Below are 21,499 nucleotides of genomic sequence, written 5' to 3'. Positions count from 1 at the left end.
ACCTTTTACTTTTTGGTAAACACCACACTGTTGACGATTTTCTGTGCTGTTATAAATGGCAATTGTCCAATAAAGGTAATTTCATTGCCATCTTTATCATAGGTATAAATTGTATTACGGCCATATCTCAATGCTTTATCACGTTCGGGGGAATTTAATTGCTGACCACTTTTGTTAACATAAATAGAGAAATCGAATAAGCCGTCACTATATAAAATAGATTGGCTAAATTCATTTTCAGCAATTTGATGATTGCTACGTTTTACCTCTTTAAATCCTTCAGGTAACGTTGTCACACGCCAATTGTAATTCAGTGCTTGAGTGGCTTTGGGGATCAACAATAGCGGGGGCATATTCACTTTATTGAGTGAATCTAACTCACTGATGATTTCTTTATTTTGATTAGCGGTGATCACCCGAAATTGTTCAATAACGTCATTATTTTTATCAAGCAGATCGACCCTTAATGGCAAATATCTCTCTTCATCAATAAATAAGACATATTCATAACGGTCATTATTTTTTGATAGTACACGAACAACACGACTTGGAATGTCGCCGATATGCGTTCTTCCCGCATCAATAAAATTGTAATACTCAGCGAGTTCAGCAAAATTTTGATAAATGATAGCAGGGAGATAATCAACGATATGTTCATTACGCAAACTAAACGCATCTAAACCTGGTTCAAAATAACTGATTTCATTCCCTCGTTGCACGATTTCTCGACGAGTGCTATCCATCTGCATTAATTGTGCTACTGGTTTACCATCAACAAGTGCATGACGATAACGAATAGGAACAATACCTTGAGAATTGATATTAATAAAAGATAATTCGTAAGTAGCGGTTTGCGTTGTATTACCCATCTTTTGCAACAAAGCCTCGGCATTTCCTATTTGAGGTTGTGCCAAGGCTTGTGTTGGTATTGATAGGTAACCCGCTAAAAGTAAAGCGGATAACCATGATTTTTTCATTACGACTCTATTGTTCCTACACGTAATTATAAATTGATACCACAATGATTACTGAGCCTGTTGCTGAGTTGTGTTTTGCGATGCTACAGGCACTTCATCTTGTGGTGCATTGTAGATACGGCGATCTAACTCATACTGTTGCAACATAAGTCCAAGGCGTTGATTACGCTCTTGTAGACGTGTTTGTTGATTTTGGCCTAAATTATCACTTTGTAAATTTAAGCTGACTGGTGCCCCATTCCCCATAATAGGTTGAGTATTAAACACCGGCGTATCAACTTGGAAATCCTCAGCGCTATTGTTGCCATTATATTGCTGAACACCCACAATGACAGCTAATGACACACAGGCAGCAACACCAATTTGTGTTAACTGGCTAGCCCAAGGACGTAATTTTTGTAAGAAAGAGTGCTGACGCCATTGAGAAGGCGCAGGTTGCTGCTCTTGCTGTTGTTCAGGACTTATGCGGACTGGCTCATTTTCTAAAGCGAGTGCTACGCGACTTGCGATATCAAAGTGGATAACCTCTCCTACATCACCACGCATTGCATCACGAACTAAGTGGTAACGTTGCCATGTTTCTTTCATAGATTCATCACGGGCAATCGATCCCATTAATTCTTTATCAAGAACTTCGCCATCCATAAATGCAGAAAGTTTCTCTTTTTGCATGTAAAAGTACCCTTCAGTAAATGAGGGTTCAGCCATCTTATAACTCTTGTATTAATGGTTGAACCTTATTATCAATAGCTTCTCGCGCCCTAAAAATACGTGAACGAACCGTACCTACAGGGCAATCCATAATAACGGCTATCTCTTCATAGCTTAAGCCGTCAAGTTCCCGAAGTGTAATAGCAACCCTTAAATCTTCGGGTAACGACTCTATGGTTTGAAAAACTACTCTCCGTAACTCTTCAGACAACATTAAATTCTCAGGGTTCGAAATTTCTTTTAATGCGTTTGATGTTTCAAAATTTTCAACATCACTCGCATCTAAGTCATTTGAAGGCGGACGCCGCCCTTGTGCTACCAGATAATTTTTAGCTGTATTCACAGCGATGCGATAAAGCCATGTATAAAATGCGCTATCACCACGGAATGATCCAATAGCTCGATAGGCTTTTATAAAGGCTTCTTGTGCAACATCTGGCACATCACCCTGAGGTACATAACGGGAAATCAGACTTGCTACCTTGTGCTGATAGCGGATAACTAGCAAGTTAAACGCTTTCTGGTCACCCAGTTGTACCTTCTCGACCAACATTTGGTCCGTTAACTGCTCGCTCATTAGAGATGGACTCTCCCGAAGTCAAGCCTCAAACTATTTTTCAATGACTCCGTCATATTACTCTCGTTATTCCTTCTCGTTTTTATGAGCTACTTACGTTAGAGCATTAAAATAGAATGAAGTTCAATTCAATTATAATAATAAGAGATGAATCACAAAAAACTGTCGTTGTAATCACCAACCAATCTGCAATTTGCCAAGAAAAAAGCGATAACACAATGTGATAATTTAAATATATACCTTTATTTACAACAATATATACAATCTTAAACAATGTAATATTAACGGCAACATTAGTCTTTAATAATATAAATAAAAATCTGTGACCCAAGATTGGAACTGGATTGTGTAATGACCGTCATTATTGCGGATAATCAGCTCTTCAATATTACATGGTTTAGTTTCGCCTTGATACTGTCTTTGAAAGGCTAGCAATATGCGATGGTAAGGCTTATCTGCACTATCTTTAATATTAACTCGCTGTACGACATTCCACCCTTTTCTTTGTGAGATTTCAATAAACTGTTCACCGATTAAATAGGGTAACACCACACAAAATAGGCCTTCATCTGTAATAAGTTGTTGTGCATTATCAAGCAAACCTTCATGGGTCAATGTTTTCGTATAACGGGCTTGCTCGCGCTCTTGGTTACGGCATGCAACCGCTGGCTCAAAATAGGGTGGATTACTCACAATAAGATCATAGCGAGTTGGCGCTTGTTGCGCATATTGATAAATATCATGATGATAAATATGGATTAACGAACTCCACTGTGATTGTTGCGCATTTTCACGCGCCTGTAATGCGGCATCTTCATCAAGTTCAATACCATCAATACGCTCAACCTGCGGGGCACGTTGCGCTAACATCAAGGCAATTAATCCACTTCCCGTACCAATATCAAGCACCGTTTTTGCTTTAGTGATAGGCGCCCAAGCACCTAATAAAACGCCATCAGTACCCACTTTCATTTCACACTTATCATGAGCGACAAAAAATTGTTTAAATGTAAACCCGCCTTTGCGTAAACCTGCTTTCTTTACTTTCTTTTGCTTCATTGAATCGCTCTAATGATTTGTATAACTCTTTCTATTCTTAGAATGAATGCAATCCATATAATAGAAAAAGCGATATATGGTAAGATAACTTTTTTGCTACCTCTATCTTAACATTAAACGCTTTATATTCGATGCTTGCTTATTGACTTTAAGCCTAAAAAACAACACATAGCTGGAACAATCGATGATATATAATGTGATAGCGGTAAATCCTCTGGCTTTTAACAGAGGATAATGTCAAAATCCGCGCCCTAAATAGAGGTATACAATGACAGCCACGACATTTTCCAGTCTTGAACTTGATGAAAGTTTATTGACCGCATTAGAAGAAAAAGGATATCAACGTCCTACTGCTATCCAAGCAGAAGCTATCCCTGCCGCAATGGAAGGACGTGATATATTAGGCTCTGCACCAACGGGTACAGGGAAAACAGCGGCATTCTTACTTCCTGCTATTCAACATTTACTTGATTATCCACGAAAAAAATCAGGGCCACCTCGTGTTCTGATCTTAACACCAACCCGTGAACTTGCTATGCAAGTCGCTGATCAAGCAAAAGAATTATGCGCTCATACCCATCTAGACATCGCCACTATCACCGGCGGTGTTGCTTATATGAATCACGCAGAAGTTTTTAGTGAGAACCAAGATATTGTTGTTGCCACAACAGGTCGCTTATTGCAGTACATCAAAGAAGAGAACTTTGACTGTCGTGCTGTTGAAATGCTGATCCTCGATGAAGCTGATCGTATGTTAGATATGGGTTTTGCTAACGATATTGAAACTATTGCTGGGGAAACTCGTTGGCGTAAACAAACATTACTCTTTTCAGCCACATTAGAAGGCAATGCTGTGATTGATTTTGCACAGCGAATTCTTAATGAACCGGTTGAACTGAACGCTGACCCTTCTCGTCGTGAGCGTAAAAAAATCCAACAATTTTACTATCATGCAGATAATCTTGACCATAAAACTGCCTTACTTGCACATTTACTCAAACAAGAAGAAGTTAAAAAATCGATTGTTTTTGTACGTAAAAGAGAGCGAGTCAGAGAGTTAGCCGCAGCATTAGAAAAACAAGGTATCAAAGCCAGCTACCTTGAAGGCGAAATGGCTCAAACACAACGTAACGAAGCGATTAAACGTGTAGAGTCTGGCAAAATGCATGTGCTGATTGCGACAGATGTGGCGTCTCGAGGTCTTGATTTAGAAGATATCACCCACGTCTTTAACTTTGACTTACCGCGCACAGCTGATGTTTATTTGCACCGTATTGGCCGTACAGGTCGAGCGGGTCGTAAAGGGACTGCCATTTCATTAGTTGAAGCACACGATTATCCGCTACTTGGTAAAATTAGCCGTTATATCCAAGAGCCGATTAAATATCGTGTTGTAGCCCAATTACGTCCAGTGACTAAAGCCCCTAGTCAAAAAGCATCATTTAAGCCTTCTAAAAAAGTATTAGCAAAACGCAAAGCGAAAAAAGTAGAAGAGAAAAAAAACGTAAAAGAGAAAGTACGCGCACGCGATCGTAAAAATATTGGTAAACGCCGTAAAACCGCTACTGATAAAACCACCATCACTGCGGAAAAAACTAATCATATAAAAACAGAGCAACAATAATCTGTCTTCTTTACGTTACTTTGAACCATAATAAAAAACCGTCGTTATTAAATAACGGCGGTTTTTTATATTATCTTCTTTATTGATAAACAAAAAAACCTGATATAAACATACCAGGTTCTATCATTACTTAATGATTTTTAGTGAAAATTACAGGCTTTCAGTGAAAGTACGAGTAATTACATCACGTTGTTGTTCTGGTGTCAGTGAGTTAAAACGCACTGCATAGCCGGATACACGAATAGTCAATTGAGGATATTTCTCAGGATTGTTAACGGCATCTTCTAATGTTTCACGGCTTAATACGTTAACGTTTAGGTGTTGACCACCTTCTACACGTACTACCGGTTTAGATTCTACCGGTACTTCACGGTATTCGATGTTGCCTAATGCATCACGGCTAACAACTTGGCCTTCTTCAAAGCCTTTTTTTGCACAAATACAACGTGCTTCGCAGTTTTCATCATCTAACAACCAAAAAGAATGTAATAAATCGTCGTTATCAGCTTTAGTAATTTGGATACCAGTAATCATTTCGACCTCCAATGTGGGCACAAAATCAAATTCTAATGGCATATCAGAATTTGGGTATTTGGTCTAACCAATGTTTCTGTTTACTTATATACCAGTATAAATGGCGTCATTCTTTGATAAATATCAATAAGATTGATAAGGACATAACGGGTAATGGTGCAAAGTCTTGTTTTAAATCAATAATTACAACCCATGCAATTGCAATTTTTTTTGTAAATTTTCAAAAAATTTTTTAAATAACAATTAATTCGATTTTTTCGAGACGGAACATTTTCTTTCCATGGGTGAAATCGGTAAGCTTAGCCCCATAAGATATCAACAAGGATTTTATGTTATGACTACACCATTAACTTGGCATGATGTAATAGGTGCTGAAAAAGAAAAACCCTATTTTCAGCAAATTTTGTCTCAAGTCGCACAACAAAGACAAGCAGGCAAAATAATTTATCCTCCACAAGAAGATGTATTTAACGCTTTTCGCTTCACTCCCTTTGAAAATGTTAATGTTGTGATTTTAGGTCAAGATCCTTACCACGGCCCCAATCAAGCCCATGGGCTTTCCTTTTCTGTACGTCCCGGCGTTCCGGCTCCCCCTTCATTAGTTAATATGTATAAAGAGCTTGAACAAGAATACCCTGACTTCAAACGACCTAATCATGGTTATCTTGAGAGCTGGGCTCAACAAGGGGTATTACTACTTAATACCGTTCTTACAGTAGAGAAAGGCCAAGCTCACTCTCATGCTAACTATGGTTGGGAAGTTTTTACTGACGCGGTTATCGAACAAATTAATCAACGTCGTGAAGGCGTTATTTTCCTACTTTGGGGCGCTCATGCTCAGAAAAAAGGTCGTTTTATTGATACTAATAAACACTTTATCTTAAAAGCCCCTCACCCTTCACCACTCTCTGCACATCGTGGTTTTTTAGGCTGTGGTCATTTTAAACAAACCAATAATCTATTAGCGCAACAAGGACGCACGCCCATTAATTGGCAACTTGATCCTATTGAATAAGCTAGTGATAAAAACACAAAACCGCACAAAAGTGCGGTTTACTTATCCCACGCCCTGACTTATTGGCGCATTGATATAAGAATTATGGTTCTTATTTCGATACCACTACCATTGCTGGACGTAATAGACGACCATTTAAGGTATAGCCTTTTTGCATCACATCAACGACATGGTTTGCTTCATGCTCAGGGCTATCAATTAATGTCATCGCTTGGTGTACTTCAGGATTGAAGGCGACATTTTTTTCTTCAACGACTTCGATACCAAACTTACGCACCGCATCTAAGAATGATTTCAGGGTTAACTCTAAACCTTCAATCATCGGTTTCATTTGTTCATTTTCATGATCAGCGGCAGATAAAGCACGCTCTAAATTATCCAATACAGGTAGTAGCTCATTAGAAAATTTCTCAAGCGCAAATTTATGTGCTTTTTCAACATCCTGTTGAGTACGACGGCGAATATTCTCAATTTCGGCTTGAGCACGGATCATCGCTTCACGTTCCGTTTTTTGTGATTGCTGCAACTGTTTTTCCAGCTCATCAACGCGTGCAAGCGCTTGAACTAACTCAGCTTGTGCATCAAACTCCGCCTGAGCGTCTTCGCTTTTCACTTGCTCTTGAGATTCATTCATTACCGATTCCATTCCTTCTTTTTCTTTTGAGACTTGCTCTTCATGTACGTTTTGTTCTTTACTACTCATGAATATCTCCGCGTAGTTTTAGTATTCATCTTCATATTTAGTTTATTATGGGGATCAATAAACGGGTTTCAAGGAATAGGCGCTAAACGAGGGTAAAAAAAATGCCAGATAATACCGTAACGGAAGAAAAACAATTTAAATGCATTGGCATCGTCGGTCATCCCCGCCATCCTGAAGCACTTTCGACACATGAAATGCTCTATTATTGGCTCCTTGATAAAGGATATGACGTCATTATCGATACCCAAGTTGCTGAAGAATTAAAGCTCACCGATGCACAAACGGGCGATTTAACACAAGTCGGCAAACTCGCTGATCTGGTTATTGTTGTTGGGGGTGATGGCAATATGCTAGGCGCCGCCCGTGTTTTATCGCGCTATAATATCAAAGTGATTGGTGTAAACCGCGGTAACTTAGGTTTTCTGACCGATCTTGATCCTGATAACGCATTACAACAATTAACTAATGTATTAGCAGGCCATTATCGTGAAGAAAAACGCTTCTTACTTGAAGCTCGTGTCTGTGCTGAAGGACAAAGAACACGGATTGGCACCGCCATTAATGAAGTCGTACTTCACCCCGGCAAAGTCGCGCATATGATTGAGTTTGAAGTCTATATTGATGATCGTTTTGCATTTTCACAACGTTCTGATGGTCTAATTATTACCACACCAACCGGATCGACGGCGTATTCACTCTCTGCAGGTGGCCCTATTCTTACACCTAATCTTGATGCGATTGCGCTGGTTCCGATGTTTCCCCATACGCTCTCTTCACGCCCTTTAGTCATTAGTAGCGACAGTCAAATTCGCTTAAAATTCTCACAAACCAATATTGATTACGAAGTCAGTTGTGATAGTCAGCTTGTATTACCTATCAAAGAAGGGGATGAGGTAATTATTAAGCGGAGTCGACAAAAACTTAATTTAGTCCACCCAACTGACTACAACTATTTTAATACACTCAGCTCAAAATTAGGTTGGTCAAAAAAAATGTTCTGATTTTTGTGCCTCGCTACTTTACTGTATAAAAAACCAGTTTATACTGTATGTAATTACAGATATGTTTTTATACAGGAGAGGCACTATGCTGACTCAATTAACTATTAGTCATTTTGCCATAGTCCGTGAACTTGAAATCGACTTTTCTGGTGGCATGACCACAATTACCGGTGAAACGGGCGCAGGTAAATCTATTGCGATTGACGCATTAGGCTTGTGTTTAGGAAACCGTGGTGATGCTAATATGGTTCGCCCTGGTGCCACTAGAGCGGATTTATGCGCACGATTTTCACTCTCTGATACCCCTTCCGCCCAGCGTTGGTTAGAAGAACATCATCTTGACGATCATAACGAATGCCTATTAAGAAGAACCATTGCAGCAGATGGCCGCTCTCGTGGTTTTATTAATGGCACTTCTGTCCCTTTGTCTCAACTAAGAGAGCTTGGCTCATTGCTGATCCAAATTCATGGGCAACATGCTCATCAACAACTGTTAGAGCCTCGCTACCAAAAACATTTACTTGATATCTATGCTAATGAACCTGCTTTATTAAAAAAGATGAAAGCGGCTTATCAAACCTGGCATCAGAGTTGCCAAACCTTAGCGACTTTTCAACAACAATCTTTAGAAAGAGAAGCAAGGCAACAACTGATTGATTATCACTTAAAAGAGCTTAACGAGTTCCAACCTGTTGCGGGGGAATACCCTGAATTAGATCAAGAATATAAAAGGTTATCTAATTGTGGTCAATTTCTGACCTTGAGCCAAAATAGTTTACAGATCTTAAGTGATAACGAAGAACAAAATATTTTAAGTATGCTGAATGTGGCCAAACATGAGATCAGCGAACTTTCCACAATGGAGAGCCAATTTAATTCACTGTTAGATATGCTGGAAGAAGCAAGTATTCAAATTAGCGAAGTGAGTGATGAACTACGCCACTACAGTGATCGTTTAGAAATGGATCCTAACCGTTTATTCGAATTAGAAAAACGTATTTCCAAATATATTAGTCTATCTCGTAAACATCGTGTCACCCCTGAAGAGCTATATGAATTGCATCAACAATTAATTGAAGAAAAAGAGGCACTATTACGCCAAAATGATGACTGTGATGCATTAATGGAACAAGTTAAAATTGATCATGCAGCTGCATTGGACGTGGCAAAACAACTTCATCAAATTCGTCAACAGTATGCACACGAATTAAGCCAGTTGATTACCAATAGCATGCATCAATTATCAATGCCTCATGGCTATCTTACTGTAGATACATTGTTTGATGAAAATGTCTTACAAATTGATGGTGCGACAAAAGTTGAGTTCAATGTCACCACCAACCCAGGGCAACCTCATCAAGCTCTCTCTAAAGTTGCGTCTGGCGGTGAGCTATCACGTATCGCACTTGCTATCCAAGTGATCACCGCAAAAAAAATGGATACACCCGCGCTGATTTTTGATGAAGTAGATGTTGGTATTAGTGGACCAACAGCAGCTATTGTCGGTAAGTTATTACGTGAATTAGGCGAATCGACACAAGTTATGTGTGTTACTCACCTACCGCAAGTAGCAGGCTGTGGTCATCAACACTATTTTGTTAATAAAGAGACTAATGGTGAAGAGACAGAAACCACCATGAAGCTGTTAACTAAAAAAGAGCGTTTACAGGAGTTAGCCCGCTTATTAGCAGGAAGTGAAGTGACTAAAAACACCCTTGCTAACGCAAAAGATCTGCTGGCAGCCTAACGATTAACAAACTTTTATCGATATTTAGGGTCTTAGGCAGAGCGTGAAAGGTTTTCAATTGCTGCATTGTCGATTATCATCGTCACTATGACCCTAAAAGGAATGTAATAGCCATGCGTTTTAAACTGTTAAAAGTTGCCGCCTTATCTTTAGTCGTAATGACTTCAGGTTGCTCGATGTTCGAAAGACTGGTTTATCACCCAGATATCAATCAGGGTAATTATTTAACACCAGCCGAAGTCGCCAAAGTTCAACAAGGAATGACACAGCAGCAAGTTCAATTTGCCCTCGGAACACCTATGCTGAAAGATCCTTTCGGAACTCAAACTTGGTATTATGTTTTCCGTGAACAGCCAGGCCATCAAAAAGTGCGTCAAGAAACTCTGACACTGACATTTGATAATAATGGCATACTGACTAAGATTGACAAACAAGGTGATATGCCGAGTTTTTCTAATCAAACCAGTAAAGACTAATCTCACTATACGATTGGCAAAAACGAAATTGCACCCCATTTGTAATTCAACAATGGGGTGTGTTTTATGACCAACATATCGATGCAATCAATGAGATACAATGATTTGATTATGACGTGGTGAAAATGTTAACTATTCAGTTTTTTGGCGTGCTTTTTCAGCGCGTTTACGGCGCATCTCTTTAGGATCAGCGATTAACGGTCGATAGATTTCAACGCGATCGCCATCACGCACATTATCACTCAATTTTGCTGGCCGACTATAGATACCCACTTTATTTTTAGTTAAATCGATATCATTACAAATCGTTAAAATATTTGAGGCAATAATTGCTTGTTCAACAGTATCCCCCATTGTTAGCTCCACAGGGATAACATATTGTTTATCTGGTAACGCGTAGGCTACCTCAACCCATATTTTAGTCACGATAAATCTCTTTCGCTCTTTGAGTAAACGCCTGCACCATATTATTTGTTAAGTCTTTAAAAATACGGCCAAAAGCTAACTCAATTAATTTATTGGTGAACTCAAAGTCTAGCTGAAACTCAACCTTACATGCATTATCATCTAATGCGGTAAATACCCAGCCTCCGGTTAGTTTACGAAAAGGGCCATCCACAAGACGCATATCAACACGTTCATTGGTTTTTAAAAAATTATGGGTAGTAAATGTTTTACTGATCCCTGCTTTAGAAACCTGAACAGATGCAATCATTTCTTCTGGAGTGCTTTTGATCAGTTTACTTCCAACGCATCCTGGTAGAAAATCAGGATAAGTAAGAACATCATTCACTAGTTTAAACATTTGCTCTGCACTAAAAGGAACTAGAGCAGATCGACTAATCTGAGGCATAGTTATTCCTGTACGACAACACTGTGTGCGATCATATCATTGAACAGTGATTAAATAAAAATCTAATGGAATATAGCTTAAGTTTTACGCAATTGAAAAGAAAACAGACGCTTAAATGATTTCTTTCTATTGCTCATACAGTATAATGTGGAAATTATGACAAAGAAAAAATCACACAAACCCGGCTCTGCCACTATTGCACTCAATAAACGTGCTCGCCATGAATATTTCATTGAAGATGAAATCGAGGCGGGACTGTCGTTACAGGGCTGGGAAGTTAAATCACTGCGTGCGGGTAAAGCCAATATCAGTGATAGCTATGTAATCATGCGTGATGGTGAGGCATACCTGTTTGGTGCCACCATTACACCGTTAAACGTTGCCTCTACTCATGTTGTTTGTGATCCGACACGTACGCGTAAACTGTTATTAAAACAACGTGAATTAGCTAATCTCTATGGCCAAATAAACCGTGATGGTTACACCGTGGTTGCCCTTTCCTTATATTGGAAAAATGCATGGTGTAAAATCAAAATTGGCGTAGCTAAAGGTAAAAAAGATCACGATAAGCGTGACACCATAAAAGATCGTGAGTGGAAATTAGACAAAGCACGGATCATGAAAAATGCTAACCGCTAAATTGCGTTAACTACTAGCAATAGCAGGTATTTTTCTGATATACTCACTTTCAACAACTTGGGGCTGATTCTGGATTCGACGGGATTTGCGAAACCCAAGGTGCATGCCGAGGGGCGGTTGGCCTCGTAAAAAGCCGCAAAAAGATAGTCGCAAACGACAATCAATATAAAGCACTAGCAGCTTAATAACCTGCCTAGAGCCTTCTCTCCCTAGCTTCCGCTCTTAAGACGGGGATAAAGAGGAGTCAAACCCAAAAGAGATCGCGTGGATGCCTAGCTTGGGGTTGAAGCGTTAAATTTAATCAAGCTAGCTTATTTGTGGCGTGTCTGTCCGCAGCAAGTAAGTGAATTTAAAGACTAGACTAAGCATGTAGTGCCGCGGATGTAGAAATTTCGGACGGGGGTTCAAATCCCCCCAGCTCCACCAAATAAAACAAGGGGTTACGTGAAAACGTAGCCCCTTAATTTTTAGAATGTCCACATTACGTCCACACAGAAAAAGATTAGCTATTTAATCAATACAGCCATCTAGTTGTTTCAATCCATACTGTTTAATTTTTCTTATAATCCTTTAAGAAGGTAATATTCAGTGAATACAAATGAAAAACCACCTAAATATAGTGATATATCAATACAACTCCCTGATGATCTAAAGGCTGATTTTCTGATAAAATGTAAACAAGCTGGCTTGGATGCTGGTGAAGTAAAGTATTTTTCTGTTGGTGCACCTAGTGTTTTACGAGTGTTATATGAAACACTTACAAAAACCAAAGTTATGGTGCCTAAGCTATTAGGGATATTAAAAATGTTTAACCAACAACGTAATATCAGAGTTGAAGTGTACACCGATAAAAAAATTATCGATTTAAAAGGTTATTCAGAAGAAGAAGCACAACGCTTATTTGAGAAATGCGATGGTATTCGTCTTTCTCATCGTGAAGAAAAAAAATAAATTGATTCTTATAAAAAAATAAAAACCACTTTTAAACAAGTGGTTTTTATTTTATGTAGTTATATTGTTCTAAATTAACTGTCTTAATATATGTTAAAATACCTTTTTTTACATAAGGTGATTTGGTTTTAATATATTCAATTAAAAACTCCAACATTCTTTTTTGCGTTATTCTTAATGAATGATGTTCTATCTCTATATTAAATACTGTAATTTTAGTTGATGGTGGTGTTCTTTTATCACTAATAATATATTTTGATTTCTCAACACATTGAATCAATTTACAATATATAACATCAAGAGTATCCTTATCATCAGCAGAAATAACTATATCATCCATATACACACTTATTTTTACATTTTTTTTATTAAATAATTCTAATAATACATTTCCTAAATAACTTTTATGTAAGCAAAGAGTTGCTAACATAGGTGATTGTAAAAAACCAAAAGGCAAAATATGAGCTAACCTTGAGTCTGTTGGGTTTTTTATTGTAGACATTTTCGCTATATTACGAGCTTGCTCATATGAGTAAAATTCTTTTAACGCTCTAGAAACACGACTTCGACTAGTTGAATTAAAAAAACCTTTAAGATCAATATAAGCAAAATAATAGCTATCTAAATGAACTTTTAAAGCTTCAATATGTCCACCTTTTCGAAAATGATAAAAATATACAGGAGGAGTCCATTTAGTAGATAAACTATTTAATATTTTTATACCTTCACTTCTTGTTAACTCAGAAGGTACATAAACCCATTTATCTTTCTTAAGCTCAAATTTATGAATCCAACGTTCTTGATAATTCTTCATCGTTTTTTTTATAGTAGAAGACCATGCTAATGAGGTCGTAATGTTTGATGACAAAATCGATTAAATTATCAGCTAATGAAATGCTAGCATCAACTAATTTAATGATACCAATCATCAAAAAAATTCGCTCATTAGCTAAGCCATAATTTATTTTCATAAATATATTCTCCGAAATACCCTGACGATACTTAGCGCAAGCGCATGGTCTAGACTAAAAACAATACACACTTAGGAACAACTTGTGACAACTTTGCGACGAGTTTGCGACAATTCGTCGTAACCTAAGGCGACTATTAACATTCCACTAAGTGTGGCAAAAGTTTATTTCAGAGTGAGGCCAAAAAGCCTAACGTCAGGTTAAGTTAATAATATATAATTTCAGTAAATGATCAAATAACTTAAAGCTACTTAATTGATTTTTCATAAAAGTTTATTTTTAGGTAATACCCATCTTTTTTTAACCTTACCACGTAAAACAATAATTATCTTTACTTATCAATTAATTAAAATAAAATTTAGTTGCTTCCCTTATCCCTCAAACTGAAATAACCTGAAATCTTTTACAATCATTTCAGTTTGACACCTATGCAAAGCCCCCTATCCCCGCGCGCCCTCGCGATATGTTTTGTAAAAAATTCAAACTGAAATATTTTTTTGATCCAAATTGTGCAGGCGGGTGCGGATTAGTGCGTTTTACGTCGTGAATGATTTTATTTCGTGGGTATTGCGCGCACTGAGCCACGCGCTATCGATGCGATCCATTTTGAGCTAACGCAGATGTATTGTGAGTATTGAACGCCTTAGCGTGGCGTAGAAGTGGTTATATTGAGGGTGTAAAAAAGCCCGCAAGCGCGGGCAAGGATGGTAACGATTTTATCACCCAATGACAGGTGAATACTTCTGTTTAAGTCCTGCTGATTTGGTGCCTGTGTTGCTAATGGCTGAGGCATTTAACGGACTGCCCGTGTTGTTATGAGTATGGCTTGCAGTGAGTGCAGCTAACTCATTCACCACATCTAAGGTATCTAACATGCATTGCATCACATTCAATTGTTCATTACCTAAATAAACAACCGGTGCCGTGATTTTTTGCATCGCGCCAGCGATACTGGAACGCACTGCCCCGATTTTTTCTTCTAACTGTTGGCCCACATCAACCGTCATGTTTTTGCCAACAGCCACAACCTTATTGGCTTGTGTTGCCTGGCTAAAGTCACCCTCTGCAATTTGCATAATGGCACCTGCCATTAACGTGCTTGTGCCTATCACGGTCGTTTTATCGGTGGCTTGTACGGTGGTTTCTCTGGCGATAACCGTGCGATTTTCTGTGTCGGTTTTAACTTCACGGTGCATCGATTCTTCAATAATTTTTTGGTCAGTTTGACGATGCCATGTGCCGTCTTGTGTTACCCGCTGTGATACCTCTTGACGTTGCTGTTGCAGTTGTTCGCCTGGCTTAATGTCGGGCAAGGTATTGCCATGACTTAACACTTGGCGAATAAAGGGTTTATCTGCACGGCCATTTTCAAACGCAATTTCGACCATCGAACCCACAGGCGGATATTGAAACATTCCCGACTCATTGCCTGCCATGGGTAATGGTAACGGCACCGCGTGATAAACGGGTGCCACATCATTGCCATCGGCATCAACCATTTGCACGTCAACGGCGTATTTGGGCCTGAATGGGTCTGAAATATCCCCTGCCGTGGTATTTTCTGTCGGTGCTTCAACACGGGCAAATTTCGGTAAGTGCAACCCTGCCGAAAGTTCAGGATACGCATTATCAATTTGTTGTTGGACTATGGTGCGGTTTTCAGCTCGTCCTGTAATCACATCAGGGCTAATCCATGTTAACGTCATATTGTCGTTATCCAGCGCCACACGCTCTAGGCGTTTATCATTCACTTTCACACCAGGCCGTAAACTTTGCACCATCGGAATGGTCATTTGATTACCGGCACGTTGTTCAGAAGAGAATTGATTGTCTATTTCGACCTCTTTATCTTTCCAAAATGAATCCGCCCAACTCCCCACGAATACGTCACCATCGGGCGTTTGATACCACACATAATCGGGAATATTGAATACTTTTCCTAGGCTATTTAATAATTGATAGCCCGTGCCATTATGGGTGTAATGTGGAATTGGGGTATTCACATATTCGGCATCCGGTAACACAAAATGTAATCCGCTGTGCTCTTTTAGATAATCGGTGATCTGTTTTAAGGTAGGATGCTGAAAAGAGCACGGCCACATTCTGTCGAATACACCAACTAACTCCCGCACAAACAATTTTTGAAAACCATTTTGTGACGGTTGCGAACGTTCTACGTAACCCGTGAAATACCGTAAGAGTAAATCAGTGTAGCCAATATCAAGGCGCACCAATTTACCCGTGTAATCGGTATCGGTTTTAGCCGTAATAAAGCCACGGCCACATTGCGATAATTCCAGCACCATTTTAACGTCGACAAGGTGCGTTTCATCACCGGATAAATAAAGTCGATTAATTGGTTTCATCTTTTAATCTCCCAAAGCATCATTAACTGGCTTCAATACATTTTTCTCAAACCAGCTTAATTCCTGCTCTTGTTCTGGCGTTCCTTCGCCATTGGCTTTTGACTTATTACTCATATTTTGTGTTTTGGCTTTAACTTGCCCTGCTGAACGACTTTCGCGTTTTTCGGGTACGGATAAATGCTCACGTAAAGTAAAGGTGACTTGCCAGGCTTGTTTACCGTCCATCTTTGACGCATCAATGCCGTTAGTGAATGTGCCAAGACGAAAATTAATCGCGCTAGCCATGCGGTTGGCGACACGGTAGCGTTTTAGTAGTCCGTTCTCTTTGGCTTCTGCTAAGGCAAATAAACGGGTTAGCGTTTTTTCTTCGGTGAAAGGAATAGTGCCCGTAATGCGGAGTTCTTTGGGCTTAATGCCCTGCTCACTGTTGACGGTACTTGAGGACTGCCCTGATTGGTCTTTGTCCTGATACATCATCGAGGGGGTGACGGTCAGGTTTTTTAATAAAATGGCTTCACCGTCCAACGCCAACGTAATGATTTGGCTGATTTTCGGTGTGTTATTTTCGTACAGTGGTGTCTGTGTCATGCATCATTCCTTTGATTGCATCAATATCGCCCGCAAAAAGCGTGGCCAAGGTATAAACCGCATCTTGTTCAGGGATTTCTTTTTTCATTTTATCGGCTAATTCTGCGCCGTTACCTTTTCCCTGGAACACCCAAACCGTGGTTGATTTTCCCAGTAAGCCCGCCAATGAATCAGCCATGCCTTGCAAGATATTTTTTCGACTTTCAGCAAATCCTTTTACGCTAGAAAGTAACCCCGCCACACTTGCCCCACTTGAGGCTTCACTTTTTGCTTTTTCAATTAATACCGCATTGATTACCGCACGGCTATTATTGGTTGATAACGTTTGAGGTTCAGGAATACCGGCTAACGTTTTAGCGGGTATCTGCATTTTGGTGATATTCAAGCTTTCGGCTGTTTTGGCCATACGTTCAACTTGGCTAAACACAGGTAAAGGCAATACCCCCGAAAAGCCTTGAATTGCATTGATAAACTCGTCATGGGTACGGGCGCAAATCATCGTCACCACAATATCAACCTCACCCGCCCCCTGAATTTTATTCGCAATATAATTAATTGCATTGGTGGGACTTAAATAACTGCCTGTGGCAGTATTTTGTCCGACACCATAAATAAACGGGTGAACGGGTAATAATGAACAGGTAATGCCCGTTATATCGCCAGAAAGTGCGAATCGCTTACGTTGCCAATGGTTAGTCATAAATATAGACTCCTAAAGCTGAGCCATAGTTGCTATCAATCATTTTCAACTTTTTACCGTCTTTAGAAACAATAAAATCCCAATACCCTTGTTGCCCCATAGGAACACCTATCCTAATTTCAGGGATAGGTGGTATTAAAAATCCCGTATAAGTTTTATCTCCACTTTGACGTTGAACAAAAACAAGCTTCCCCAAAATATTTTCTGTTAATGTAATTTCCGTCACCGCTGACTCACCGTTAAAGTCGCCAATTTTTCGCCATATTGCATTAACGCCCTTACGTTGATAACGCTCATCACCTTGCACTTGCGTTAATGCCCCTACATCTACCGCATTTAGATGGATATCCTTATTCAGCTGTTTACCATTCACTTTTCGAGCATTAGGCACTCGGCCATTGGCATTGTTATTAGCATTATTGGCTGTGGTTTGTGCAGTATTGGCTTTAGTCACCGCACTGTTTGCCGTATTTTGCGCATTGGTCGCCATGGTTTTGGCTTCATTGACTTGTGCGGGGGTCGATGCGCCCACATCGCCCGCGTTTAAGGTAATATCCGCATTCAACTGCTTACCATTCACTTTACGGGTATTAGGCACACGGCCATTGGCATTGTTATTAGCATTATTGGCTGTGGTTTGTGCAGTATTGGCTTTGCTCACACCATCATTGGCGGTCTTTTGGGCATTGTCGGCTTTCGTAACCGCACTGTTTGCCGTGTTTTGCGCATTGGAGGCCATCGTTTTGACTTCATTGACTTGTGCGGGGGTAGCTGCCCCCACATTTCCCGCATTTAAGGTAATATCTTTCGTACCATCAAACGGCACCCCCGAAATTTTGCGCGGAGTCGCCAGCTTTTGTGAGGCAACGGCCGTTCCTGTTGAAGGTAATCGCGTATTGGCATTGTCGTTAGCCGACTTTGCTGATGCCATTGCGTTATTATGTAAATCGGTCACTAATTTTTGTGTTGGGGCTAATGCCTGACTAGTGCCCGTTTTATCCGTCAGTTGAGTAAATCCTTTGGCCGTTAATGTTGCATCAGGGTGATTACGAGACTGAGCATGTTTCTTTAACGCATCATCTAATTGCTGAAAATCCAGTGTTCCTTTAGGGCGTAAATCGGTAACTTTTCCGTCCGCTGAAATCGACGCTATCGCAAACACAAAATGTGCAAAATCTGCATTATCAATATAGTTTTTTAAATCAGGTTTGACGGTCAGCTTAATGTGGGTTTGCCAACGACTGGTAATATTGCCCTGGTAACTCACATCAGCATAAACTTTGGTATTTTCCGCAGGCACGGTGATATTTTGGTTTGTGATTAATTCCGCCCGTAAACCACCGATGTATCCAATACCTTTTGTGACAAAATATTGATTCCCTGTCTTAGCTACTAAAAACGCATCATCAAAAAAAGAGGCCTCACCGTAACTGTCGGTATTAACTAGGCGTTGCATTTCATCGATGCCAGAAAGTCTTGCAGTAAAATCAATCTGCCACATTTCTGCAGGTGTGGTAATGGCGGTTTCTTTGCTTGCCCCTAAATACTCCAGCAAGAAAGAGCGGGTTAACACGTTGCCCTGTTGCCCTGCTTGGGTTTTAATTTTTCGTTGGGTAGGCGCATGCACAATCATCGCTACCGTACCGGATTTTTTATTTAATAGCCCAATCCAGTTAAAATCAAAATCTCCAATTTCGGCACCGATAGTCACCGAATAGGCCACGGCATTTTGATTGACGACGCCCGTTTTATTCACGGTTTGGCGATGCATGATATATTTTGCATCGGGCAGGCCTTCATTGCGGTCAATCGGTTTTTCAATCTCTAAATTCGGGATATGTGCAAAGACGAACTCGTCTAACACAATCAAGTTTCCATCAATCGACTCTTGGGCTTTCCAGCGCTCAAATGCCGTTGTAATAATAGATTGTGACATTTGTTACTCTCCTTGTAACAGTGATGCGCCAAAGGTCTGATATTCACAATCAGCCCAACCAAACCGCATCACTAATTGATTATTGGTGATCACTTCAAAACGATAACGGCGACACGTGCGCCCATACTGGCGAATAATGCCCATCAACAAATCGGGGTTGCCTGCGATTTGTCCGTCACTGACCCGTAAAATAATGACATCCCAGTCAATATCAGGCTGACGCTCTAACAGTTCGACATAGCCCACACCGAGACGCTCAAAAATGGCAATAAAACCACTGACCGACCCCGCATCACGGGCATTAATAAAGGCAAATTTTACCCGCTTGCGAAATAAATCTAATGGCTCCCCTTTAAAACGGTGAATATCGCGCTGATAGGCCAGCACTGATAACAATTCTTCTGAACAGGTTTCTGCGTCCAATTGTTTGAGTGGCCATAACATCCAGTCATAAACACCTGACCAAAATTTACGCACCGCATTTAACAGTTTTGCGGGTTCGCCTTTGTTCATCCATGACGGCAAATTTAAGCCTTTTAATCGTTCCTTGAAATCAGGCATCTTGTAGCTCCACGGTCAGCGATTTTAAACGGGGCACACTCAATTCACTGATGATATCCGTTTGATTAAATTGCAGGGAATCGACCAGGGTAAAATGGCGGTGAATTTCACGCCCCAAATTAGAAAATGAAAAACGCGAGTAGGGCCATGTTTTTTTCACGTCATAACTGGTGTTTTCACGAAACGCACAACGCACTAAATTTTCAATGTCTTGCCGTAATTTGACTTGCTCGTTATCGGTTAGGTTAGCGAGATTCTGCACAAATACCGTTAACTTAATGGCATGGTGTGTTTCAGGCATGGGCATGCACTGCATATCATCACCGTGCCCGTGATGCCCTTGTGTGTTGACATAATCGTTAACTTTGTCGATAAACGGCTGACTAATGACGCCACTGTCTAACAATAAATAAGCATTGGCGGTACCCGCGCCTCGAGGCGCATCATGCAAAAAGAAAATGCGGTCAATACTCAAACCGACGACACTGGCAATCATGCCTTGATATACCGCGTCAGTGTGGTAGTTCCCCACTAGATTATATTGATTACGGCAACGGTCACGTAAATCATCATCGCTCTCTTTATCCGCACCTGGCACCAATAACCAATTTTCCTCGTTTTGCGCCCGTTCAATGCCTGGCACGGCAACGGGAAGAATACGAAAATAGCCTGGTGCCAGATTAAAGGCTCCGCCTGCGTCACTGGCATCAACCGCAATCAAGGTAGACTCTTTTTCAATCGTCACGGTTTCCGTGGTCACCACACTATAAATCTGCCCATTAATGCGCTCTGTCTGCACGATAGTACCCGCTGGCACCGTAACACTATTTTGCCCCGCGATTCGGTAAAAACGCACTTGTCCTTTGGCTTTGGTGGCGGGCTTACGTTGCAGGTTAACGCCCCAGGCAAACATTTCCAGCCATGAGCCCGATGCAGTAGCCAGATACATATTGGTGAACACCAAATTAATCAAGACATCTTTGAGCCACTGAACGGGCGTAGTGACAAGAGTATTAATTAAGCGCCAAAATGGTGACATATTGGACGTATTGGTAATTAAGCCTTCTTCTTTCACAATGTCGTTAAATTGCTGATTAATTTCATCGGCAGTAATCGGCATGCCGTTATCTTTTAATGCCGACTCGTAGTCAATTTGTGGACGTTGTTTATTCGCCATAATTCACCCCGACACTAATACGGCCAAAATCATAAGTGTCTGCGGTCACCCATAATTTTTTTACGTTTTCTTCATCAACAATAATGGTGCCTGGAATAAGTCGCTCATCATCTTCAACCAGTAACACAATCTGCATACGAATATCAGCGCGCAAGGTTGGGCTACGTTCGGCCACTAATTGGGTGGCTAAACCGCTCTCAACAATCGCATGCGCAATATCTTGCGTAATACTTTGACGGTTATTACACAATATCGGCTCAAAGCCCGCATTGAGCGTGAAATCACGCTCTGTTATCAGTAAATCAATATATTTCGCCTGTTCCATGGCATTAT

The 21,499-nt window shown here is 40.2% G+C and carries 24 protein-coding genes and 1 other RNA gene; 8 read left to right on the top strand and 17 right to left on the bottom strand.

What is annotated here, in order from left to right; all coding sequences use genetic code 11:
* Positions 1-5 precede the first annotated feature (5 nt).
* The 4 genes from rseB to trmN form a co-directional block, all read right to left on the bottom strand.
* Positions 6-977, bottom strand: a complete 972-nt coding sequence (gene rseB, locus AACU98_RS04825) for a sigma-E factor regulatory protein RseB (RefSeq protein ID WP_004243896.1) — start codon at positions 975-977, stop codon at positions 6-8.
* Positions 978-1,025: 48 nt separating this feature from the next.
* On the bottom strand, positions 1,026-1,649 hold the full coding sequence (gene rseA, locus AACU98_RS04820) for an anti-sigma-E factor RseA (RefSeq protein ID WP_012368140.1): 624 nt from the start codon (positions 1,647-1,649) through the stop codon (positions 1,026-1,028).
* 37 nt (positions 1,650-1,686) lie between these two features.
* Positions 1,687-2,265 (bottom strand): RNA polymerase sigma factor RpoE, encoded by a 579-nt coding sequence (gene rpoE, locus AACU98_RS04815; RefSeq protein WP_004243899.1) that lies wholly within the window; start codon positions 2,263-2,265, stop codon positions 1,687-1,689.
* A gap of 300 nt (positions 2,266-2,565) precedes the next feature.
* On the bottom strand, positions 2,566-3,324 hold the full coding sequence (gene trmN / locus AACU98_RS04810) for a tRNA(1)(Val) (adenine(37)-N(6))-methyltransferase TrmN (protein WP_161735623.1): 759 nt from the start codon (positions 3,322-3,324) through the stop codon (positions 2,566-2,568).
* A gap of 268 nt (positions 3,325-3,592) precedes the next feature.
* Here trmN and srmB point away from each other — a divergent pair, with 268 nt between their 5' ends.
* On the top strand, positions 3,593-4,948 hold the full coding sequence (gene srmB / locus AACU98_RS04805) for an ATP-dependent RNA helicase SrmB (protein WP_004243902.1): 1,356 nt from the start codon (positions 3,593-3,595) through the stop codon (positions 4,946-4,948).
* Positions 4,949-5,098: 150 nt separating this feature from the next.
* Here the strand turns inward: srmB and grcA are convergent, their stop codons facing one another.
* Positions 5,099-5,482 carry an autonomous glycyl radical cofactor GrcA gene (grcA, locus tag AACU98_RS04800; protein WP_161735621.1) on the bottom strand — a complete coding sequence of 128 codons (384 nt, stop codon included), beginning with the start codon at positions 5,480-5,482 and terminating at the stop codon, positions 5,099-5,101.
* Between the two features lie 334 nt (positions 5,483-5,816).
* Between grcA and ung the strand changes: the two genes are divergently transcribed.
* The gene (ung, locus tag AACU98_RS04795) at positions 5,817-6,497 is read left to right on the top strand and encodes a uracil-DNA glycosylase (RefSeq protein ID WP_012368143.1); all 681 of its coding nucleotides are present in this window, start codon (positions 5,817-5,819) and stop codon (positions 6,495-6,497) included.
* Positions 6,498-6,588: 91 nt separating this feature from the next.
* Here the strand turns inward: ung and grpE are convergent, their stop codons facing one another.
* The gene (gene grpE, locus AACU98_RS04790; RefSeq protein WP_004243909.1) at positions 6,589-7,200 is read right to left on the bottom strand and encodes a nucleotide exchange factor GrpE; all 612 of its coding nucleotides are present in this window, start codon (positions 7,198-7,200) and stop codon (positions 6,589-6,591) included.
* A 101-nt stretch (positions 7,201-7,301) separates the two neighbouring features.
* Between grpE and nadK the strand changes: the two genes are divergently transcribed.
* From nadK to bamE, 3 genes are all read left to right on the top strand, one after another.
* Positions 7,302-8,201, top strand: coding sequence for an NAD(+) kinase (gene nadK, locus AACU98_RS04785; protein WP_004243910.1), 900 nt, complete (start codon positions 7,302-7,304; stop codon positions 8,199-8,201).
* 85 nt (positions 8,202-8,286) lie between these two features.
* Complete coding sequence (gene recN / locus AACU98_RS04780; RefSeq protein ID WP_004248462.1) at positions 8,287-9,948, top strand: DNA repair protein RecN; 1,662 nt, start codon at positions 8,287-8,289, stop codon at positions 9,946-9,948.
* Positions 9,949-10,061: 113 nt separating this feature from the next.
* Complete coding sequence (gene bamE / locus AACU98_RS04775; RefSeq protein WP_004243912.1) at positions 10,062-10,424, top strand: outer membrane protein assembly factor BamE; 363 nt, start codon at positions 10,062-10,064, stop codon at positions 10,422-10,424.
* Between the two features lie 132 nt (positions 10,425-10,556).
* Here the strand turns inward: bamE and AACU98_RS04770 are convergent, their stop codons facing one another.
* Complete coding sequence (locus AACU98_RS04770; RefSeq protein ID WP_004248463.1) at positions 10,557-10,850, bottom strand: RnfH family protein; 294 nt, start codon at positions 10,848-10,850, stop codon at positions 10,557-10,559.
* Positions 10,843-11,277 (bottom strand): type II toxin-antitoxin system RatA family toxin, encoded by a 435-nt coding sequence (locus AACU98_RS04765; RefSeq protein ID WP_004243914.1) that lies wholly within the window; start codon positions 11,275-11,277, stop codon positions 10,843-10,845. The genes AACU98_RS04770 and AACU98_RS04765 overlap by 8 nt, the downstream gene beginning before the upstream one ends.
* Before the next feature lie 156 nt (positions 11,278-11,433).
* Here AACU98_RS04765 and smpB point away from each other — a divergent pair, with 156 nt between their 5' ends.
* The 3 genes from smpB to AACU98_RS04750 all read left to right on the top strand — a co-directional run bounded on the left by smpB (position 11,434) and on the right by AACU98_RS04750 (position 12,867).
* The gene (smpB, locus tag AACU98_RS04760) at positions 11,434-11,916 is read left to right on the top strand and encodes an SsrA-binding protein SmpB (RefSeq protein WP_004243915.1); all 483 of its coding nucleotides are present in this window, start codon (positions 11,434-11,436) and stop codon (positions 11,914-11,916) included.
* Between the two features lie 59 nt (positions 11,917-11,975).
* Positions 11,976-12,342, top strand: a transfer-messenger RNA (tmRNA) gene (ssrA, locus tag AACU98_RS04755).
* Positions 12,343-12,504: 162 nt separating this feature from the next.
* Positions 12,505-12,867: a hypothetical protein gene (locus AACU98_RS04750; RefSeq protein ID WP_112843695.1), complete on the top strand. Its 363-nt coding sequence runs from the start codon at positions 12,505-12,507 to the stop codon at positions 12,865-12,867.
* A 46-nt stretch (positions 12,868-12,913) separates the two neighbouring features.
* Here the strand turns inward: AACU98_RS04750 and AACU98_RS04745 are convergent, their stop codons facing one another.
* From AACU98_RS04745 to AACU98_RS04705, 9 genes are all read right to left on the bottom strand, one after another.
* A complete protein-coding gene (locus AACU98_RS04745; RefSeq protein WP_036918729.1) occupies positions 12,914-13,681 on the bottom strand; it encodes a reverse transcriptase domain-containing protein in 768 nt (255 codons plus the stop codon).
* Positions 13,650-13,838, bottom strand: coding sequence for a hypothetical protein (locus AACU98_RS04740; protein ID WP_036918731.1), 189 nt, complete (start codon positions 13,836-13,838; stop codon positions 13,650-13,652). The genes AACU98_RS04745 and AACU98_RS04740 overlap by 32 nt, the downstream gene beginning before the upstream one ends.
* Positions 13,839-14,557: 719 nt before the next feature.
* Positions 14,558-16,204 carry a hypothetical protein gene (locus AACU98_RS04735; protein WP_112843694.1) on the bottom strand — a complete coding sequence of 549 codons (1,647 nt, stop codon included), beginning with the start codon at positions 16,202-16,204 and terminating at the stop codon, positions 14,558-14,560.
* A gap of 3 nt (positions 16,205-16,207) precedes the next feature.
* The gene (locus tag AACU98_RS04730) at positions 16,208-16,753 is read right to left on the bottom strand and encodes a baseplate complex protein (protein ID WP_049220785.1); all 546 of its coding nucleotides are present in this window, start codon (positions 16,751-16,753) and stop codon (positions 16,208-16,210) included.
* 10 nt (positions 16,754-16,763) lie between these two features.
* Positions 16,764-17,492, bottom strand: a complete 729-nt coding sequence (locus AACU98_RS04725) for a hypothetical protein (protein WP_112843693.1) — start codon at positions 17,490-17,492, stop codon at positions 16,764-16,766.
* The gene (locus AACU98_RS04720; protein WP_112843692.1) at positions 17,485-19,428 is read right to left on the bottom strand and encodes a phage tail-collar fiber domain-containing protein; all 1,944 of its coding nucleotides are present in this window, start codon (positions 19,426-19,428) and stop codon (positions 17,485-17,487) included. The genes AACU98_RS04725 and AACU98_RS04720 overlap by 8 nt, the downstream gene beginning before the upstream one ends.
* Before the next feature lie 3 nt (positions 19,429-19,431).
* Positions 19,432-19,989 carry a phage tail protein gene (locus AACU98_RS04715; protein ID WP_049212312.1) on the bottom strand — a complete coding sequence of 186 codons (558 nt, stop codon included), beginning with the start codon at positions 19,987-19,989 and terminating at the stop codon, positions 19,432-19,434.
* A complete protein-coding gene (locus AACU98_RS04710) occupies positions 19,982-21,166 on the bottom strand; it encodes a baseplate J/gp47 family protein (RefSeq protein WP_112843691.1) in 1,185 nt (394 codons plus the stop codon). The genes AACU98_RS04715 and AACU98_RS04710 overlap by 8 nt, the downstream gene beginning before the upstream one ends.
* Positions 21,156-21,491, bottom strand: coding sequence for a DUF2590 family protein (locus AACU98_RS04705; protein WP_049219617.1), 336 nt, complete (start codon positions 21,489-21,491; stop codon positions 21,156-21,158). The genes AACU98_RS04710 and AACU98_RS04705 overlap by 11 nt, the downstream gene beginning before the upstream one ends.
* Between the last annotated feature and the right edge of the window lie 8 nt (positions 21,492-21,499).

The organism is Proteus sp. G4380 (assembly GCF_963885725.1).
GTDB classification, from domain to species: domain Bacteria; phylum Pseudomonadota; class Gammaproteobacteria; order Enterobacterales; family Enterobacteriaceae; genus Proteus; species Proteus mirabilis.
Note: the sequence above shows the minus strand (reverse complement) of the source record. Positions and strands in the feature narration are given on the sequence as shown.

Excerpts from the sequence above, each read along its gene's own strand:
- rseB (WP_004243896.1), bottom strand. The coding sequence starts at position 977 with ATGAAAAAATCATGGTTATCCGCTTTACTTTTAGCGGGTTACCTATCA.
- rseA (WP_012368140.1), bottom strand. The coding sequence starts at position 1,649 with ATGCAAAAAGAGAAACTTTCTGCATTTATGGATGGCGAAGTTCTTGAT.
- rpoE (WP_004243899.1), bottom strand. The coding sequence starts at position 2,265 with ATGAGCGAGCAGTTAACGGACCAAATGTTGGTCGAGAAGGTACAACTG.
- trmN (WP_161735623.1), bottom strand. The coding sequence starts at position 3,324 with ATGAAGCAAAAGAAAGTAAAGAAAGCAGGTTTACGCAAAGGCGGGTTT.
- srmB (WP_004243902.1), top strand. The coding sequence starts at position 3,593 with ATGACAGCCACGACATTTTCCAGTCTTGAACTTGATGAAAGTTTATTG.
- grcA (WP_161735621.1), bottom strand. The coding sequence starts at position 5,482 with ATGATTACTGGTATCCAAATTACTAAAGCTGATAACGACGATTTATTA.
- ung (WP_012368143.1), top strand. The coding sequence starts at position 5,817 with ATGACTACACCATTAACTTGGCATGATGTAATAGGTGCTGAAAAAGAA.
- grpE (WP_004243909.1), bottom strand. The coding sequence starts at position 7,200 with ATGAGTAGTAAAGAACAAAACGTACATGAAGAGCAAGTCTCAAAAGAA.
- nadK (WP_004243910.1), top strand. The coding sequence starts at position 7,302 with ATGCCAGATAATACCGTAACGGAAGAAAAACAATTTAAATGCATTGGC.
- recN (WP_004248462.1), top strand. The coding sequence starts at position 8,287 with ATGCTGACTCAATTAACTATTAGTCATTTTGCCATAGTCCGTGAACTT.
- bamE (WP_004243912.1), top strand. The coding sequence starts at position 10,062 with ATGCGTTTTAAACTGTTAAAAGTTGCCGCCTTATCTTTAGTCGTAATG.
- AACU98_RS04765 (WP_004243914.1), bottom strand. The coding sequence starts at position 11,277 with ATGCCTCAGATTAGTCGATCTGCTCTAGTTCCTTTTAGTGCAGAGCAA.
- smpB (WP_004243915.1), top strand. The coding sequence starts at position 11,434 with ATGACAAAGAAAAAATCACACAAACCCGGCTCTGCCACTATTGCACTC.
- AACU98_RS04745 (WP_036918729.1), bottom strand. The coding sequence starts at position 13,681 with ATGAAGAATTATCAAGAACGTTGGATTCATAAATTTGAGCTTAAGAAA.
- AACU98_RS04740 (WP_036918731.1), bottom strand. The coding sequence starts at position 13,838 with ATGAAAATAAATTATGGCTTAGCTAATGAGCGAATTTTTTTGATGATT.
- AACU98_RS04735 (WP_112843694.1), bottom strand. The coding sequence starts at position 16,204 with ATGAAACCAATTAATCGACTTTATTTATCCGGTGATGAAACGCACCTT.
- AACU98_RS04725 (WP_112843693.1), bottom strand. The coding sequence starts at position 17,492 with ATGACTAACCATTGGCAACGTAAGCGATTCGCACTTTCTGGCGATATA.
- AACU98_RS04720 (WP_112843692.1), bottom strand. The coding sequence starts at position 19,428 with ATGTCACAATCTATTATTACAACGGCATTTGAGCGCTGGAAAGCCCAA.
- AACU98_RS04715 (WP_049212312.1), bottom strand. The coding sequence starts at position 19,989 with ATGCCTGATTTCAAGGAACGATTAAAAGGCTTAAATTTGCCGTCATGG.
- AACU98_RS04710 (WP_112843691.1), bottom strand. The coding sequence starts at position 21,166 with ATGGCGAATAAACAACGTCCACAAATTGACTACGAGTCGGCATTAAAA.
- AACU98_RS04705 (WP_049219617.1), bottom strand. The coding sequence starts at position 21,491 with ATGGAACAGGCGAAATATATTGATTTACTGATAACAGAGCGTGATTTC.